General features: G+C 49.7%; 18 protein-coding genes. 9 read left to right on the top strand and 9 right to left on the bottom strand.

The features are described from left to right. The first annotated feature begins 230 nt into the window (after nucleotides 1-230). The gene (locus AC56AD_RS08875; RefSeq protein ID WP_012508481.1) at nucleotides 231-983 is read left to right on the top strand and encodes a glutamine amidotransferase; all 753 of its coding nucleotides are present in this window, start codon (nucleotides 231-233) and stop codon (nucleotides 981-983) included. A 3-nt stretch (nucleotides 984-986) separates the two neighbouring features. After that, nucleotides 987-2354, top strand: coding sequence for a cobyrinic acid a,c-diamide synthase CobB (locus tag AC56AD_RS08870; RefSeq protein WP_012508480.1), 1368 nt, complete (start codon nucleotides 987-989; stop codon nucleotides 2352-2354). On the opposite strand, the gene AC56AD_RS08865 is transcribed toward AC56AD_RS08870, so the two are convergent. After that, nucleotides 2343-3350 carry a carboxymuconolactone decarboxylase family protein gene (locus AC56AD_RS08865; RefSeq protein WP_012508479.1) on the bottom strand — a complete coding sequence of 336 codons (1008 nt, stop codon included), beginning with the start codon at nucleotides 3348-3350 and terminating at the stop codon, nucleotides 2343-2345. The two genes, AC56AD_RS08870 and AC56AD_RS08865, sit on opposite strands and share 12 nt — an antisense overlap. Nucleotides 3351-3601: 251 nt before the next feature. Between AC56AD_RS08865 and AC56AD_RS08860 the strand changes: the two genes are divergently transcribed. Together AC56AD_RS08860 and AC56AD_RS08855 are read left to right on the top strand one after the other, a co-directional pair. Continuing rightward, a complete protein-coding gene (locus AC56AD_RS08860) occupies nucleotides 3602-3832 on the top strand; it encodes an addiction module protein (RefSeq protein WP_012508478.1) in 231 nt (76 codons plus the stop codon). After that, entirely contained in the window at nucleotides 3832-4128 is a 297-nt protein-coding gene (locus AC56AD_RS08855; RefSeq protein WP_012508477.1) for a hypothetical protein, read from the top strand. The genes AC56AD_RS08860 and AC56AD_RS08855 overlap by 1 nt, the downstream gene beginning before the upstream one ends. A 345-nt stretch (nucleotides 4129-4473) precedes the next feature. On the opposite strand, the gene rimO is transcribed toward AC56AD_RS08855, so the two are convergent. Continuing rightward, nucleotides 4474-5769 carry a 30S ribosomal protein S12 methylthiotransferase RimO gene (rimO, locus tag AC56AD_RS08850; protein WP_012508476.1) on the bottom strand — a complete coding sequence of 432 codons (1296 nt, stop codon included), beginning with the start codon at nucleotides 5767-5769 and terminating at the stop codon, nucleotides 4474-4476. After that, nucleotides 5756-6889 carry a tRNA guanosine(34) transglycosylase Tgt gene (gene tgt, locus AC56AD_RS08845; RefSeq protein WP_012508475.1) on the bottom strand — a complete coding sequence of 378 codons (1134 nt, stop codon included), beginning with the start codon at nucleotides 6887-6889 and terminating at the stop codon, nucleotides 5756-5758. The genes rimO and tgt overlap by 14 nt, the downstream gene beginning before the upstream one ends. A 300-nt stretch (nucleotides 6890-7189) precedes the next feature. Between tgt and AC56AD_RS08840 the strand changes: the two genes are divergently transcribed. Both AC56AD_RS08840 and AC56AD_RS08835 read left to right on the top strand, forming a co-directional pair. Further along, nucleotides 7190-8350: a cytochrome-c peroxidase gene (locus tag AC56AD_RS08840; RefSeq protein ID WP_012508474.1), complete on the top strand. Its 1161-nt coding sequence runs from the start codon at nucleotides 7190-7192 to the stop codon at nucleotides 8348-8350. 183 nt (nucleotides 8351-8533) lie between these two features. Then, nucleotides 8534-9601 (top strand): cytochrome-c peroxidase, encoded by a 1068-nt coding sequence (locus AC56AD_RS08835; RefSeq protein ID WP_012508473.1) that lies wholly within the window; start codon nucleotides 8534-8536, stop codon nucleotides 9599-9601. A 173-nt stretch (nucleotides 9602-9774) separates the two neighbouring features. Here the strand turns inward: AC56AD_RS08835 and AC56AD_RS08830 are convergent, their stop codons facing one another. The 4 genes from AC56AD_RS08830 to AC56AD_RS08815 form a co-directional block, all read right to left on the bottom strand. Next, entirely contained in the window at nucleotides 9775-10785 is a 1011-nt protein-coding gene (locus AC56AD_RS08830) for an alpha/beta hydrolase (protein ID WP_041526797.1), read from the bottom strand. 253 nt (nucleotides 10786-11038) lie between these two features. Beyond that, nucleotides 11039-11857 (bottom strand): transglutaminase family protein, encoded by an 819-nt coding sequence (locus tag AC56AD_RS08825; protein WP_012508471.1) that lies wholly within the window; start codon nucleotides 11855-11857, stop codon nucleotides 11039-11041. A gap of 21 nt (nucleotides 11858-11878) precedes the next feature. After that, the gene (locus tag AC56AD_RS08820; RefSeq protein WP_012508470.1) at nucleotides 11879-12952 is read right to left on the bottom strand and encodes an alpha-E domain-containing protein; all 1074 of its coding nucleotides are present in this window, start codon (nucleotides 12950-12952) and stop codon (nucleotides 11879-11881) included. A 19-nt stretch (nucleotides 12953-12971) separates the two neighbouring features. Continuing rightward, nucleotides 12972-14420 carry a circularly permuted type 2 ATP-grasp protein gene (locus AC56AD_RS08815; RefSeq protein WP_012508469.1) on the bottom strand — a complete coding sequence of 483 codons (1449 nt, stop codon included), beginning with the start codon at nucleotides 14418-14420 and terminating at the stop codon, nucleotides 12972-12974. 301 nt (nucleotides 14421-14721) lie between these two features. Between AC56AD_RS08815 and AC56AD_RS08810 the strand changes: the two genes are divergently transcribed. Both AC56AD_RS08810 and AC56AD_RS08805 read left to right on the top strand, forming a co-directional pair. Next, on the top strand, nucleotides 14722-15735 hold the full coding sequence (locus AC56AD_RS08810) for an NAD-dependent epimerase (protein ID WP_012508468.1): 1014 nt from the start codon (nucleotides 14722-14724) through the stop codon (nucleotides 15733-15735). A gap of 31 nt (nucleotides 15736-15766) precedes the next feature. Further along, the gene (locus AC56AD_RS08805) at nucleotides 15767-16330 is read left to right on the top strand and encodes a shikimate kinase (RefSeq protein WP_012508467.1); all 564 of its coding nucleotides are present in this window, start codon (nucleotides 15767-15769) and stop codon (nucleotides 16328-16330) included. Nucleotides 16331-16481: 151 nt separating this feature from the next. Here AC56AD_RS08805 and AC56AD_RS08800 read toward each other — a convergent pair whose 3' ends face one another. Both AC56AD_RS08800 and AC56AD_RS08795 read right to left on the bottom strand, forming a co-directional pair. Next, on the bottom strand, nucleotides 16482-16904 hold the full coding sequence (locus AC56AD_RS08800; protein ID WP_049759918.1) for a putative toxin-antitoxin system toxin component, PIN family: 423 nt from the start codon (nucleotides 16902-16904) through the stop codon (nucleotides 16482-16484). Beyond that, on the bottom strand, nucleotides 16901-17128 hold the full coding sequence (locus AC56AD_RS08795; RefSeq protein WP_041526796.1) for an AbrB/MazE/SpoVT family DNA-binding domain-containing protein: 228 nt from the start codon (nucleotides 17126-17128) through the stop codon (nucleotides 16901-16903). The genes AC56AD_RS08800 and AC56AD_RS08795 overlap by 4 nt, the downstream gene beginning before the upstream one ends. A 335-nt stretch (nucleotides 17129-17463) precedes the next feature. Here AC56AD_RS08795 and AC56AD_RS08790 point away from each other — a divergent pair, with 335 nt between their 5' ends. After that, entirely contained in the window at nucleotides 17464-17652 is a 189-nt protein-coding gene (locus AC56AD_RS08790; RefSeq protein WP_012508464.1) for a hypothetical protein, read from the top strand. Nucleotides 17653-17657: the final 5 nt, after the last annotated feature.

The following is a 17657-nucleotide window of genomic DNA, read 5'->3' as shown; positions in this document are numbered from 1 at the left end:
TGTTTTGCCTGCAGCTCCGCACAAGTCGTGCAAAGCTTTACGAAAATAAAAAAAATCCGGCACCTCCCGTTCAAAAAAGTCAGTATTCCTTTGCTGAGCCCCTTTTTCGTTGCCATATTCCCCGGAAGTTTACGATTTTGCGCATCAGCAGCCACTCTCTTGATGAACAGAACTGCACCTTGCAGCTTGTTGCGCATGGAGGCGCTGCATCAGTAACGGAATAAAAAACAATGAAAAAACTCTACATCATAAAAGCAGGCACTACATTCTCATCAACTCTTGAACGGCTCGGAGACTTCGATGACTGGGTTAAAAAGGCGCTTGGCGAACTGGCCGTTCCGGTTGAAATAATTGACGTGGTGCAGGGAATTCCCCTTCCTGAGTCAGAGCAGTGCTGCGCTGTTATTGTGACGGGATCCCATGCCATGGTTACCGACAATCTGGCCTGGAGCCTTGCTCTTGAAGCATGGATTCCTTTGCTGGTTGCTGATTGTGTTCCCTTTCTTGGGATCTGTTATGGTCATCAGCTTCTGGCGCGTGCCATGGGTGGAGAGGCTGGCTATCATCCACTTGGCAGGGAGATTGGTACGGTTGCGATAAAACTGTTACCAGAAGCGGAAGATGATCCGCTTTTCAGGGGGGCTCCAGCTCTCTTTTCTGCCCATACCACTCATGCGCAAAGTGCTCTGCAGCTCCCTCCCGGTGCCCTGTTGCTTGCGTGTAGTGATCATGAATCCCATCATGCCTTCCGTGTTGGCTCCTCTGCCTGGGGAGTGCAGTTTCATCCAGAGTATACGCATGAGGTCATGTGGGCATATATCGCAGCTCAGGCCGAAAGCCTCAGGAGTGAAGGGCGTGGCGTTGAGGGGTTGTTGTTGCAGGTCACAGAGTGCCCCTCGGCGAGCAACGTGCTGACCAATTTTGCCGCGCTGGTAAACAGGGCGGCGGCGGTTTCCAACCCTGCCCATGAGAGCATAAAGTAAACCATGACAAAACGACCTGCGGCATTTCTTCTTGGCGCCCCCTCGAGTGGCTCAGGAAAAACAACCCTCACCCTTGCCATTCTCAGAATTCTGGCCCGGCGCGGAGGTCGGGTTCAGCCCTTCAAATGCGGGCCGGATTATCTCGATACCCGATTGCACTCCATGGCAGCCTCATATGGCAGCGTGGTGTCCGAGGGCATCAATCTCGATACCTTCATGGCTTCGGAAGCGCATGTACAGGAGTTGTTCAATCGCTATTCAAGCGGTGCGGATGCTTCGGTTGTTGAAGGGGTGATGGGGCTTTTTGACGGGGCAGAAAAAGCGCAGGGAAGCAGTGCGGAGATTGCAAAACTGCTTGCACTTCCGGTCATCATGGTGGTCAATGCACAAAGTATGGCATATTCGGCAGCACCGCTGCTCTACGGTTACCGAACCTTCGATCCCGATGTGAAGGTTATCGGAGTGATCTTTAACCAGGTCAATACGCTGTCGCACTACCGCTTTCTTGAAGCTGCAGCAGATGACGCAGGGGTTGAACCGCTCGGCTATGTGCCCCGTCATGAGCCAATTGCCATCAGTGAGCGCCATCTCGGACTCAATACCTCTTCAGGTTATGATCGCGAAGGAGCGATTGAGGCCATGGCCGATCATATTGAAAAAAGTGTGGCTATCGATCGCCTTCTTGAACTGGCAAGCAGAGCGCAGCCAAACGTTTCCGGGAGCACTTCCTCTCGCAGTTGTTCAGCAGGCCGGGAAGAAAGGGTCATTGCCGTTGCCAGGGATGAGGCCTTCAATTTTACCTATCGGGAGAATCTTGACGTGCTTGGTGAGTATGGCCGGATCGACTATTTCAGCCCGATGGATGATGAGCGGATTCCGTCTTGTGACCTGCTCTATCTGGCTGGGGGTTATCCTGAACTCTATGCCGAACAACTCTCCTCGAACAACGCCATGCGTGCGGCCATTGCGGACTATTGCCGGAAAGGAGGCGCTGCCTATGCAGAGTGTGGCGGGATGATGTACCTTGGTGCGGCAATGACCCTTGGCGATGGGTCGCGCCATCCCATGTGCGGTGTACTCGATCTCGATACCACCATGCAGGAGAGCCGTCTCACGCTTGGTTACCGGAAAGTCCGCCTCAACAACGGTTATGCCGGAGAGCTTCGCGGTCATGAATTTCACTACTCCCGAATCGGAAGAGCAGGGGAGCTGCCGAATATCGCATCCATAACCAATGCCCGAAACGAAGAGACAGGAACTGCACTTTTCCGCCAATACAACACCGTCGCATCTTATCTGCATCTCTATTGGGGAGAAACAAGGGATTTCCCGCAATTTCTTCTGAACATGGAGCCTACGTTACAGCCATGAGCCTACCTTTCGTGCTGCGGTGAAGCTGCTCCAGGCAAGCGCGGAGAGAAGCCTGTCGTCTCCGGGGAAGCTGGCTGAAAAGGCATGGACGATTGATGCATCGACCCGGTAGGGAGCAAGTGCCGTAAAGAGCGCAAGCCGTCCGGCAGTTTTATCTGTCACCTCAAGCGCCGATAGTGCCTCTTCACACCACCCGTTGTTCATGCCAGGATCACTTCCGTTCCATTTTTCCACAGCTTTGTTTACCGCTCTGCGCACTTCTGCGGAAAGCGTCATGGCGCCTGAATGCTCGACCACCTGAGCGAAGCGGGCAAAGGCTCCGGCAATCGGTTTCGATGGTTGAGCCCAGAAGAGGTCGTCCGGCAGCGGAGCTTCCGCCAACAGGTCAAGCGATGTTCCCGGCTCTTTCGGTCGGCGTATGGCACCGCCGAAAAACCATGCGGCCATCTGCATGGAAACCTTTTTGGGGAATCCACTGGTAAATGGCAGGGGAGAAGGGCCAAGAAGAATGGTAACCATGCGGTTGATATAGTGGAACAGCACTGCTGTTCCGATAAATGCCGGAGCCTCTTCAGCAGTAAAAGGTGGCTTCTGCAGAACCGGCGAACCGGGACACCGTGTGGCCGAAGCCCATGCGGCGGTCTCGCGGAGAAAAAGGTCGTCAATCAGCTCTGTTTTTCCGCCGGTAATGAGGTTCGAGTAATCATTTCCTGACGATTCAAGCAGCATGATACTGTGGGCATCGACACAGAAAGGGCAGCGGTTGAGAGCCGAAACAGATGCTGCCACCACCTCTTTCGCATCACGTCGCCCGCTGCCGGCAAGCAGCGTCTCCCTGCAAGCCATCCAGACCCCAGCCAGCAGCTCCGCAACCGGCAGATGAAGCGTAAAGGGCTCGACCTCAGCCCCGAACTCCCTCCGCACCTGTGCAAGCACCTTGCCGGAAAGGCTCTCAGCCGAAGCGCGGGGGAGGGATTCGAAATATTTGATGCTCATGAGGGTATTTTATGTGGAATAATACCATGAGCAACAATCAGGTGACGTCAAAAGTTTTCCGCTTTTTCAACCCTTGCCAAGGGCAGCTCATTCTGTTTGTTAATGAGGGGAATACGTCGTAACTTCTTGATATTCTAAATGGCTTGATGAACTAACGGATATTCGGGAGTGTGCCCGTATTCTGGTTCGGATTGAGAGACTTGCGGCTTATTTGCTGTTTTTAAACATTTATTTTGATTTATACTACGTCCATGCATACACCTGCTGCCAAAACTGAATACTTGAAGTTGTCTGTTTCCGAGCGCATTCAGCTCGTTGAGGATATTTGGGACAGCATTGCTGCCGAGGAGTCAACTGCGGTTGAATTGTCACAAGCCCAAATGGATGAGTTACATCGTCGCGTTGCCGCACACAGAGCAGATCCTTCCACGGCCATTCCGTGGGAAGAGGTTCGATCAAAATTATTTCCGCTTAAACCCTGATGTTTATTGTGGTCCGTCCAGAGGCTGAGCAAGAGCTTCTTGATGCTCAGGCTTGGTATGAATCAAAAGCATTGGGGCTTGGTTTTGAGTTTGCTCGTGCCGCTGATGCAGCAGTAGCATCGGCATTTCGCAATCCTTTTGGACATTTACGCATTGAAGAAGAATTCCGCCGGGTTCTTTTTCGTAAGTTTCCCTACTCGCTCATCTATCTCCCAAACCTTGATGAGTTGCTCGTGGTTTCGTTTTTTCATCAGCATCGTGAACCGGGTGCTTGGCTTAAGCGGGTTAGTAGCTGACTTGCTTGATTCACCACAGATGAGACTTTGACAACTCATTCAACTTCCGACAGCAGTTCAGTATTCCGTCGATATCCGGGGGAACATCGCATGTGAGGTGAATGAAGACCGCGTACTTCTCTCGGGGCATGCGGTTATCTTCATGGAAGCGGTCATTGTTTTCTGATTCGGCTCCGATGTTTGGAGCCGCCCCGAATCATTTGGATGAGAACTGAAAGCTCACGAATGATTCGTTCAGGGAATTCGCAACGAAGTTCATACTGGCGTTTGCTGCATGGGTGGAAACCAACACCCGCTGCAGGGAGCAATAACATGCCAGATTGGAAGGAGGGCGCGGGGTTATGGTTACACGAGCCCGATCACCTCACCCACCAGATCAAACGGTGTTGAATCGGTAATTCGCGCGTGGCAGAACATGCCGGGCTCGACCTGGAAATCACCGGTTTCAAGCATGCATTCGTTGTCCACTTCGGGAGCATCGTACTCCGTACGGCCAAAGGCCATACCTTCTTCCACCTGATCAATGAGCACGGTGATCTCTTTTCCTTCAAAATCCCGGTTTTTATCCTGCGAAACGCTCTCCTGCAGCTCCATGAGCTCCGCCACCCGATCCTGTTTCTCTTCAGCGCTGACGTTGTCTTCAAGGGCGAAGGAGGGGGCATATTCCTCGTGGCAGTAAGGGAAGCAGCCAAGCCTGTCGAACCGGTTGGCTTCAACAAATTCCAGCAGTTCATCAAACTCTTCCCGGGTTTCACCGGGATAGCCAGCGATCATGGTGGTACGCAGGCGGATATCGGGGTTCTTCTCCCGTACGGTTTCGATGAGCTGGATGCTCTCCTGTTTGTTGATCCCTCGGTTCATTGATTTCAGGATACGGTCATTGCAATGCTGCAGGGGAATGTCGAGATAGTTGCAGATGTTCTCCCGCTCGCGCATGGTTTCAATGACTTCAAGCGGAAAATTTACCGGGTAGGCGTAGAGCAGCCGGATCCAGTCGAATGCCATATCGGAGAGGCGGAGCACGAGGTCGTTCAGCATCGATTTGCCCATCGTGTCGTAGCCGAACATGCTGATATCCTGCGAGATTATGTTCAATTCCTTAACTCCGGAGTTTTTCAGCAGGATAGCTTCACGCAGGAGCTGCTCGACCGGCTGGCTGCGGTAGCGTCCCCTGATTTTTGGAATAGAGCAGAACGAGCAGGAGCGGTTGCACCCTTCGGCAATCTTGAGGTAGGTGTAGTGGGGAGGGGTGAGGAGTGAACGATGGTCATAGAGCTCTTCGTGGTAGGCAGCACCGAGAGCAGCAAGGATTTCGGGCAGTTCACGGGTACCAAAAAATCCATCCACCTCTGCCATCTCTTCCTTGAGTTCATTGCGGTAGAGTTCGGTGAGGCAGCCCATCACATAGAGCCGCTGAATTGTTCCCTCACTTTTTTTATCGATAGCGGCAAGGATTTCAGTGATCGACTCCTCCTTGGCATCTTCAATAAAACCGCAGGTGTTGATGAGGATTGTGTCGGCTTCATCGGCGGTCTCGGTAAAGATAATCCCCGAGGCTTCAGCCTGTGCCATCAGCCGTTCGGAATCAACCGTGTTTTTAGAGCAGCCAAGGCTCAGAAGAAAGAGTTTATGCGTTGTCATTGTAGTTGAATCGTTCAAGAAAATCTTGTTTCCACTCCATGAAGGAGCCTTTCTGGATCTCCGTTCGTGCTGTTGCGGTAAGCCACATGAAAAAGGAGATGTTTTGCAGGGTGCAGAGTTTCAGACCGAGAATCTCGCCGACGTTCAGCAGGTGGCGGAGGTAGGCGCGTGAATAGTTTCGGCAGACTTCGTTGTCGAATCCTTCGTCGATGGAGCTGAAGTCGGTTGAATATTTTGCCGAGCGAAGGTTCATCTTGCCCTGGCGGGTATAGACCCTGCCATTGCGCCCTTCGCGTGTCGGGATGACGCAGTCGAACATATCGATGCCGCGTTCGATAGCGTTTAAAATGTTTTCAGGTGTGCCGACTCCCATGAGGTAGCGCGGTTTCTTCTCCGGCAGCAGCGGGTGAGAGAGCTCAAGGATACGGTACATCTCTTCAGCCGGTTCTCCGACTGCCATGCCGCCAATGGCATAACCGTCAAAATCAAGATCAACCAGCGCATTGGTAGAGCTGGTGCGCAGGTCGGTATGGATTCCCCCTTGCGTAATGCCGAAGAGGTACTGCTCGTGGCCGTAGAGGGGAGAGGTGAGTGTGAAATGCTTTCTTGCCCGTTCGGCCCAGCGAATGGTCAGCTCTCCGGAGATGCGTACATACTCTTTTTCTGCGGTGGAGGGTGGACATTCATCGAGAGGCATCATGATGTCGCTGCCGATGATGCGCTCGGTCTCAATCACATTTTCAGGGGTGAAGTGCTGTTTTGAACCGTCAAGGTGTGATTTGAACAGGACTCCCTCTTCGCTGATTTTGCGCAGGTCGGAGAGTGAGTAGACCTGATAGCCACCGCTGTCGGTCAGAAGCGGGCCATCCCAGTTCATGAAGCGGTGGACACCCCCGGCTTTCTGCAGGATCTCGTTTCCCGGTTTCAGGTAGAGGTGATAGGTATTGGCCAGAATGATATGAACGTTGAGTTCCCTAAGCTCGTGAGGTTCAACTGATTTCACGCTTGCGCGGGTGCCTACCGGCATAAAAACCGGCGTAGGAATGGTTCCGTGGCTGGTTTCAAGAACACCGCACCGGGCTGAACTGTGCGGATCGGTGGTAATGAGGCTGAATTTCATGTGCTTTCCGGTAACAGAGAGGAGGCCTTTTTTGACCTGTCAAGGTAGCCAAAGCCCGGCACAAAACAAAAGCTCGACAAACGAGCAGGATCGTGTGTAATGGTTCGCCGTTTTCCCTATATTTCGGAATTAACCCCCTTTATTTTCTTTTCATGTGAACTCTCTTGCGATACCTTGTCCCGTAAATATTGCGTAATGCAAGATGAAAAGGTATTTTGTGCTTTGTGGTGTTGATTGTTGGTATTAAAGAAGCACAGGTATTGAAGAAGCACATTGATTTTTTCCGGAACCCGACAGATAATGAAAATTTATCCATTTGTTGCAAGCTTGCTGGTGATTTGCCCTCTTACCTTTTTGCATGAAGAGCTGCGGGGTGAGCCAGGGAAGTATGTTCTGCCTGTTGTAGAGCCATTGGCACATAAGGCGTTCAAACCAAGAATGGGTGAACCGGTCAAGCCGTTGAAGGTGCCTGAAGTGCTGAACCCGGAGATGGTGGAGCTTGGTAAAAAACTCTTCTTTGATCCTCGCCTATCCAGAACAGGATTCATTTCCTGCAACTCCTGTCACAATCTCAGTATGGGCGGCAGTGACAATCTGAAAACCTCTGTTGGACATAACTTGCGTGAGGGTGCGCTTAACGCTCCTACAGTCCTTAATTCGAGCATGAGTTTTGCTCAGTTTTGGAATGGGCGGGCAAAAGATCTCAAGCAGGTGTTATCGATTGGGGATTATGCCTATGGAGGTAAGGTTGCTTTCGTTGAAGGGCCGATTGACGGGAAGGGGAGTAAACCAGGGAAACGGCCTGCTGCTGTAGTGGGCAATCCCGGAGGTGTCTCATTTACTCACGATCTTGCTGTTCCGATCCTGCAATCTATTCCTCTCTATGCTGAAGAGTTCAGCAAGGTATTTCATGCAGGGAAGATTACTCTTGATCAGGTTATAACGGCTATATCCGCATTTGAAGAGACGCTTCTTACACCGAATTCCCGTTTCGATCAATGGCTGCGCGGTGATGACAGGGCAATAACCAAGCAGGAACTTGCTGGTTACAGGCTGTTCAAGAGCAGCGGGTGTACTATTTGTCATAATGGCGCCTCTTTTGGCGCGAATTCATTCCAGAAAACAGGCGCTGTGAAGCCATACAAAACAACCTGTTCCGTTTCAGGTTGTTTTGAGATAAGCAAAAAAGATGTAGATCGTTTCAGATTCAAGGTACCAACCTTGAGGAATGTTGAACTGACTTATCCCTATTTCCATGACGGTGAGGTGGCAACGCTCTCCAAAGCTGTTGAGATTATGGGTCAGATTCAGTTGGGCAAAACGTATACAGAGCAGGAAACTGCCAGCATCGTTGCCTTTCTGAAGAGTTTGACTGGCGATCAACCGCAATTCATGCTTCCGCAGTTGCCGCCATCATCCGAAACCACACCTCCTCCGCAGCCAATAATGCCCTCTTCTTAAGGTGCCTTCGTTCGAAGGCGCTTCATTGAGAGTAAGCGGTTTGTGTGCTTTTTCTGTGCGTTGAGGTGTTGAATATTACCTGAAATTTCAAAGGGAAAACCGTATCTTTACACTCGACAAGTACGGTACAGGAAAATACTCTGCACTTTTTACAGTCTTGAATAATTTTTACGGAACCTGACAATGAAAACTCACTTTCTTGTTGTCGCTCTTCTGGCGGCAGGTACTCTCTCTTCTTGTGCAAAAAAACCGCAACCAGAAGCAGCAACGCCGCCAGCCCCTGTTGCTGCTCCCCCCGCAGCGCCAGTGCTTCAGCCAAAGACAGGTGAACCAGTTGCTCCTGTGGAAGCTCCGAAAGTGGCCGATCAGGCTATGGTGGAGCTTGGCAAAAAGCTCTTTTTTGATCCCCGGCTTTCAAAATCAGGCTTTATTTCCTGCAACTCCTGCCACAATCTCAGCATGGGCGGCAGTGACAATCTGAAAAGTTCGATCGGTCACAAATGGAAACAGGGGCCGATCAATTCACCGACAGTACTTAATTCGAGTATGAACCTGGCCCAGTTCTGGGATGGGCGGGCCAAGGATCTCAAGGAGCAGGCTGGTGGCCCAATCGCCAATCCGGGTGAAATGGGATTTACCCACGATCTTGCTGTTACGGTTTTGCAATCCATCCCGGCCTATGTCGATGAGTTCAAAAAAGTATTCCAGGCCGATACCATTGATATCGACAAGGTAACCACTGCTATCGCCGCTTTTGAAGAGACACTGGTTACACCAAACGCCCGTTTCGACAAATGGCTCAGGGGCGATGATGCTGCGATCACAAAAGAAGAACTTGCGGGATATGAGCTTTTCAAGAGCAGTGGATGTACAGCCTGTCATAATGGTGTTGCTCTTGGAGGAAACTCATTCCAGAAAATGGGCGCGGTGGAGCCTTACAAAACAAAGAATCCTGCTTCAGGTCGCAGTGCTGTAACAAAAGACGATGCTGACCGCTTCAAATTCAAGGTGCCGACTCTAAGGAATGTTGAACTTACCTATCCCTATTTCCATGATGCCGGGGCAGCAACACTTTCGAAAGCCGTTGAGGTGATGGGCCAGATCCAGTTGGGGAAAACGTTTACCGTAGAGGAAAATGCCAACATTGTTGCATTCCTGAAAAGCTTGACGGGCGATCAGCCGAAATTTGAGCTTCCGCAACTTCCGCCATCATCCGATACAACACCGCTGCCGCAACCCTTCGGCAAATAAGCGTTTTACCGTGCAAAGAGGGAAAGCGTCCATTGATGTTTTCCCTCTTTTTGGGTCAAATGCCTCTTGCCCTGCAGGGATTGCAAATTCAATAATATGTTTGGATGAATAGTTAGCCAAGGAGAGTCCGACTATTTTCAGTTTGTCAGGCAAGCAAAAACAGTGTCAGATTGTTATTTGTTGATCAACTTTATGAGTCGGGGATAGACGATGTCCGTCCTTTGGTCGGGTTGGGCTGGGTCGATGAGGTCGTGGCCGAGTTTCAGGGTATTTTCAAATTCATAGGTAGTCAAAGCTGCGTGGTGTGCCTGCCAGATACGGACCATCTTTGTGGCCATCTCGTTGTTGATCATGCCGTCATTGGCATTGAAGACGACCAGTATTTTGTTGGCTGCCGGATGCTTGTGTTTTGCTTCTGCCTGAACGGTAAAGCCCAGACGGAGGATTTGTGACAGGGCATGACGGGAATAGCGTGGATAGGCGTGTGCCGGGAGCACCTTCTCTTTCAGGACAGGATCCCACCATTCAAGCGCATCAGGCAAAAGGGTGTATACATTCATGGCGGCTGCAGTTAACGGTGTTGGGACTTTTTTGAATCCAAACGCAGGTGAGATGATGACTGCCAGGTCGATATCCTTCCGCTGTTGTGCCGCCCAGGCCGTTGTTACTCCTCCGGCAGAAAACCCCATCATGATTACCTTTTCACCGAGCCCCTGGGCAATATCGACACTCTGGTCGGCATAAGCCGTCAGCTCTTCAGCCGTCAGACGGGCATGTGCATCAGTCATCCGGTCAGCCAGTCCGTGATGCGGGAGGGGAGCAATCAGCACGTTATATCCCAAAGCATACAAACGGGTTCCTAACAATTGAAACTGTTGTGGGTCGCTCGTATAGCCATGAACCAGAATGATTGTGTGTTCCGTTTTTTTTCCATGAGTCATCAATTGCGTCCGGCAGAGCGGATTCATCGCTTGCGACTCCTGTTCGCGAAGGATTTTTATGAGCTGCAGCGCCTCACTGTAGTTGTGTGCTGGTCGTGGGTGAGACTGGATTGTTGCAATGTTCCATGGAAGCAGAATGCTGAAAATGATGGTCAGCAGCAATCCGGAGATCAATAAAATAATCCACCATTGTTGAATGGCAGAAAGCAGCTTTTGCTGTATGGAATTTTTTTCGGTACTCATTGAATAGTTCATTGGTTTGGCGCACTTGCCTCAGCAATGGTTCCGGAGTAGTCGCCGAGTTTGCGTTTTGCCGCTCCCCGGCTCCCATAAATTTCTGCAGCGCCCGGATCAAGTTCAGCCGCTTTGTTGTAACAAGGAACAACACTTGATATGCCACTTCGATAGCGCTGTTCTTGCTCGCCTCTTCGATGCGGTAATGTAGTGATACGGCTGGAATTCCGGAACTGTTTTTTACACCACGGCAGCTATCAACTTACTCCATGGAGCTTACCCTTACGGCGACCGTCAGCTTTTCCTCTGCATTGCCTTTATAGGTACCCCGTACTGGAGGAACGTCGTCATAGTCTCTGCCTGAACCAATTTTGATATAGCGTTCATCAACAAAAAGGGTGCTATGCGTCGGGTCCATGCCGATCCACCCTTTTTCCTTGCCGCAGAATACTTCACACCATGCATGGCTTGCTTCATCCCGCCCATCGGGGGTGCTTCCTCCAAAGAGGTACCCGCTGACGTAGCGGGCCGGGACACCAAGATAACGGCAGGCGGCAAGCATGATATGGGCAAAATCCTGGCAAACTCCCCGCCCGAGGGCCATAACGACGGCGCTGGTACTGTGGACATCCGTCACTCCGGGTTCATAGATGAATGAATCGTTGATATGGCGGCAGATCGATTCGGCAAGCTGAAAACTGTCGGTATTGGTGGCAAAAAGAGTTGAAAAATCTCTTATCGCCTGGTCGAAATGGACATAGCGGCTCTGGCAAGAGAAATCCATCAGAAAAAAATCCTCATTATCGCCAGCATCAGCGTGGCCCATGCCGGTTTCCACTACAGAAGTTGCGATGATCTCTACCCGTTTGTGGCTCTGGAGCAGGTTGAAGTGGTTGACCTGGTTGCCGTAAAAATCGGTGTACTCAAAAATAGTGGCAGGGGGATCCACCAGAAGGTCAAAGCTGGTGCAGCGCTGGGGAGCTGCCGGATTATTATCAGGGTGGAGCCTTACTTCGGTCGCCGTTTCATAGATTGGATTATCATATTCAAACAGGGTTGAGTGTTCAACTTTCAGAATCATGCTCTTTTGGTTTACGTCCGGTTATTGCTGTTGCTGATGCTGCTGTGCCTGGCTCCAGTTTGGTCGTCCGCCGGCTATTCCGGTAAAAGGAAGTGCCTCTTCAATGTCAGTTGACTCGATTTCCGGAGTGTGATAGGCAAAATAGGTCAGGTGAACCTGTTCTCCAACTTTCACCAGTCGCTGTTCCAGATCTTCCAGATAGCGATGCAGTCCAGTCGCAAAAATATCTTCAATTGCCGTATAGCTCAGCTTTGCCTCCAGTTTTCCGATCAATCGGTCGGCATTGTTGACGTAACGGTGACGGGAGCTTCCCGAGATACGCCACAGGGCATCTTCAGCCGCACAGACGGAAAAGTTGATGCTGCGCGGGAAGCTGCGATCAAGAATGAGAAAGCGCAGGATGTTGTCGGGATCGATTTTTGAGAGATAGACCTTCCGGAATGCTTCAAGCGCGCTGCAGCTTTTGAGCACGGCCATCCATTGAATGATATCCTCAGAACCTTCAACCAGTTCAGGCTGGCTTTGCGCTTCGGAAAGCAGCATATGGTATTTGACATCAATAAGCCGGGCAATGTTGTCGGTGCGTTCGAGATACTTGGCAATCTGGATAAAGTCCCACCCTTCGTTGTGGGAGAAGGTGTTATCAGTTATGCCCTGAAAAAGATGCGAGGCATTCTTGATCTCCTTGTAGAAGCCGTAGGGATCGTTATGCACAAATTGCGGCGTAACGCTCTGTAAATAATGGTAGAGGTTATTGACCTGCTCCCACATCTCGCTTGAGATGCTTTCGATGATGCTTCGTGCGTTTTCCCTTGCAAGCCCGATACAGGATGTAATGGAGTTCGGATTATTTTTATTGAACACCAGATAATCGGTAACGGTATGGGCGGAGTACTCGTCATAGAGGCTGTTGAACCGCTCCTTGTCGCTGGTAACAAGGATAAGAGCAACCCAGTAGCTTGGATTCTCAACGTGGGTAATTTTATTGAGGTCGAGCAGCAGGTTAAAATTGACGTCAAGAAACCTTGCAGTGTTTTCTGCCCGCTCGAAATAACGACTCATCCAGAAAAGTGATTCGGCAACACGGCTTAACATGATAATAAGAAATTAGTGTTTATTCATCGACAACCCAGGTGTCCTTGCTGCCTCCTCCCTGAGAGGAATTGACCACCAGTGAACCACGTTTGAGGGCGACTCTTGTCAGACCTCCGGGGACTATAGTAACAGTTTTACCGTACAAAACATAGGGACGCAGATCAATATGACATCCCCAAAGTTCCGTGTCATTGAAAAAGCTGGGGTGTCGCGAAAGAGAAATCGTGGGCTGGGCAATATAGTTGCGTGGATTGGCCACAATCATTTCCGCAAAATTCTCCTGCTGCTCAATTGTTGATTCCGGGCCAATCAGCATCCCGTATCCTCCCGATTCATTGGCAGCTTTTACTACCAGTGAACCAAGGTTTGCCAGAATATATTTCAGATCTGAAGGATTGCTTGCCAGCCAGGTTGGAACATTTTCCAGAATTGGATCCTCTCCGAGATAGTACTTGATGATCTTCGGGACAAAACTGTAGATCACCTTGTCGTCGGCTACACCGCAACCGATTGCGTTGGCAAGGGTGACATTGCCTTTACGATAGGCATTAACGAGGCCTGCAACGCCAAGTTTCGAGTCCGGGCGGAAGACAAGTGGATCAAGATAAGCATCGTCAACCCTGCGATAGATCACATCAACCTGCTCAAGTCCGCGAGTCGTTCGGGTGTAGACCTTGTTGTTGTTGACAACGAGATCTTTTCCTTCGGTCAGTTCAATGCCCATCTGGCGGGCAAGGAAGCTGTGTTCAAAGTAGGCAGAGTTATAGATGCCAGGGGTCAGCAACACGACGTTTGGTTCACGGCGTGATACCGGGCTGATCTCCTGCAGGGTGCGGAGCAGCTCCTGGGGATAATTTTCGATCGGGCGAATCTTGTATTTGTCGAACAAAACCGGGAAGGCGCGTTTCATCGCCTGCCGGTTTTGCAGCATATAGGAGACCCCGCTCGGGGTGCGCAGGTTGTCTTCGAGCACCATGTAATTCCCTTTTCCGTCGCGGATAATATCGCTGCCGGTGACATGAATGTAGATGCCGAGCGGTGGATTGACCCCGATAAATTCCCTTCTGAAATGCTGGCTGCCGAGGATCAGTTCGGCAGGAATAATCCTCTCTTTGAGAATTTTCTGGCCATGGTAGATATCATGAAGAAACGCATTGAGCGCTGTAATGCGCTGCATAAGCCCCTTCTCAATAGTCTGCCATTCGTGGGCAGGAACAACTCTTGGAATAAGATCAAATGGAAAAAGGCGCTCAACTCCCTCATTTTCGCCATAGACGGTAAAGGTGATACCCTGATTCCGGAAAAAAATATTGACAATTTCCCGTCGGGCTTTGATATCATCTACGGAAAACTGACTGAAACGGTGAAGCATCTTGTCGTAATGTGGCCGGGGGCTTCCCTCTTTTGAGATAACCTCGTCAAAAAACTGGGAGGTTTCGGCTTCGTAGCGCTCAAAGAAGCGAATCATACGGATTGGATTCTTGTTGTTGATGGAGAATCACTTTTGCTGCTCTTGCCGACTTAAATATTTCGGCTAATCGAAGAATATACCTAAAAAATTTAAAATTCAACGAGATATTTTATCGTTTTGTTGGTTTTTAAGGAGCACTCCAGGATGCAGGCTTCGATTTCAGGCTGCATCCTTGTGGAATTCCGGATTTTTCGTCTTGTCAGGTCGGGGAATTGTTTTTATTATGGCCTTTCGCAAGAGTTCACATTTTCACAGGGCAGCTCATATCGTGCCTGTAACCCATTACTGACCAAGAGCAATGAATATACTCGTGACCGGCGCAGCCGGATTTATAGGATTTCATGTCTGCAAACGACTTCTGGAACGTGGAGAGAGGGTAACCGGGGTTGATAATCTCAATGATTATTATGATGTCACGCTCAAGGAGGCACGGCTGTCAATGCTTACGCCATTTGAAGGATTTACCTTTGTAAAAGCTGATATCTCCGACCGTGCTGCCATGGAAGAGCTGTTTGGGAAAGGGAAGTTCGATGGTGTGATCAATCTTGCCGCACAGGCGGGTGTGCGCTATTCAATCCAGAATCCCCACTCCTATGTTGAAAGCAATATTGTGGGCTTCCTCAATATCCTCGAAGGATGCCGCCACAACGATGTGAAACATCTGGTTTATGCATCTTCCAGTTCCATATACGGTTCAAATGAGACCATGCCTTTTTCGGTGCACGACAATGTCGATCATCCCCTTTCACTCTATGCCGCCAGCAAAAAGGCCAATGAGTTGATGGCGCATACCTACAGCCATCTCTACAATCTGCCAACAACCGGGCTGCGCTTTTTTACCGTTTACGGGCCGTGGGGAAGGCCTGATATGGCGCTCTTTCTCTTTACCAATGCCATCCTGAACAACAAGCCCATTCAGGTATTCAATTATGGCAAGCATCGCCGTGATTTTACCTTCATTGATGATATTACCGAAGGAGTTCTGAGAACACTCGATCATGTTGCCGTGCCAAATCCCGACTGGTCAGGCCTCACTCCCGACCCTGGGACAAGCAAGGCGCCATGGAGAGTCTACAATATCGGCAACAGCAATCCGGTCGAACTCATGGACTATATCAAGGCTCTTGAAGAGCAGCTTGGCCGTACTGCCATAAAAGAGTTTCTCCCGCTCCAGCCCGGAGATGTGCCTGACACCTATGCCGACGTTGATCAGCTTATGCAGGATGTCCACTACAAACCTGAAACCACCGTGCCCGAGGGCATACGCCGTTTTGTTGCCTGGTATCGGGAGTACTATGGAGTTCAACAGTAAAAAAAAGTGTCAATAAAATTGTGAGGTGCCAGTGCAAATCTTTTTAACAGGTGTCGGTTGTGTCGGAAAATCAACGATTGGCAAAATAATTGCCGAACTGCTTGGGCTAAATTTTTTTGATCTGGATGTGGAAGTTGAAGCCTTCTTTAAAACGAGTATTGAACGTCTTCAGCAGAGCTGTTTTAACATGTACGAGTTTCGTGAAGAGGCTGCAAAAGCTCTTGCAGATTTGCTGAATCGTCCGGAAAGCGCGGAGTCAGTTATCGCATTGTCTCCAGGTGGCCTGATGGGAGGATACCTGAAGGTACTGAAGAAGAACCACGGAATCAAGGTGGTGATTACCGATAAACCGGAAAATATTGTAGAGAGGCTCCGCTTCTACGACATCGACTCCCGCCCGATCGAAAAAGAGTTGACGCTCAAAGAGAAGAAATTGTACCTGCGGGAGGTAAAGGGTGACATGACCTACTTTGGCACAAGTTATAAACGAGCAAACCTGCAGGTTGACATTTCCGGTCTGGAGCCGGTTCAGGCAGCTCATAAAATCATTGATGCGGTAAATACGTACACGTCTGAATCATCACTCGTCACATAATGGGGATAGATAACGCGATGGAACAGGACTGTTTTCCGATTATAACTTCAACTCTGGAACTGAATATCTGCCCCTTCCCCCCCCATAATTACCGGTCGGTTTCAGCAAAAATAAACAAAAAAGCATGAACGCAACCAGCGAAATCTTTATTTCAGCTTTTTTGCCATTGCTCAAATTCACTGAGCGACATAATTGGCGGAGTTTTAAAGAGATCCTTAATAATAAGCAGGTCGTTATCACCAGTTACTAAAGCATCCGCCTTGCCAAATACGGCTAACGTTAAAAACATTTGATCTGCTGTATCTCGAATTACAGGTAAGTCAACTGGTACCTCAAGCGAAGTGACCGTTTCAGCGTAAGGCAGAAAATCAGCCAGTAGTACCAATTGCTCCGTTTTTGTGAGCTTGAATTTTGGATAGGCCAACACTCTCAAGAGTTCGCTGGCCGTTTCCTTGCTGACTAACGGGATGATAGCCCCGGACTGCCAGTTGTGACGCAACCACGACATTTTCTGGCGTGAAAATATCAATGCGAAAATAATGCAGTTCGTATCAAGCACTATGCGATAGCTCACGGCTGACTTTTTCTTGCCCACTCTATTGCATCCAGAACATCCTGGTCATTAATACCCAAAGCATCTAATTTGGCACGCACTGCATCTGCCTGCTGCATACGCACAGGCGTAAGCATGATGCGACCATTCTCAACTTCCACTTCAAAGTAATCTGTTTTAGGAATTGAGGTTACAATAGACTTTGGCAAGGTCAACTGATTTTTGCTGGTAAGTTTGGCTAACATGGCATTCATATCAAGAATAGTAATGGAGTAAGAATACCTTACCAAAAATAATATTGTTTACCAAATAGTATTACACCATCGACAACACGCTTCTCTCGCTTCGGCAATTTTGCCTGAAAAAAAAGAATCCGGAAAAAATGGCGTTCGAAGCAAAAAAACTGCTATCACAACACTGCCAGCCGTTCATTCACCGCTCGTGAGTTATCTCGTGAATTATCCGAGGTAACGTATCTCCAGCCATGCTTATAACTGCTTATCGTCCAGATCATGAAAAGTGGGCCGATAATTTCACCAGGAGGAAAAAATGAATACCAGAAAACATACAAAGTTTGTTCATGCAGGTAACTACGCCGCCAGAAGTCGAAATTGAGATCATTGATTCTGAGGATGGCTGGGCACCGTATATCAGCCTTGATGACGCCTTAAAACTCGATCGGGTAAGAGAAGCACTCAAGTCGGGTGACGTTGCAGCGGCCAGTACCTACGCGAAAAAGGTCTATGCTTTATCGACGGTAGCCGCATGAATTTT

Source organism: Pelodictyon clathratiforme (genome assembly GCF_982375515.1).
The sequence above is the reverse complement of the archived record's forward strand: the minus strand, read 5'-3'. Positions and strand labels throughout refer to the sequence as shown.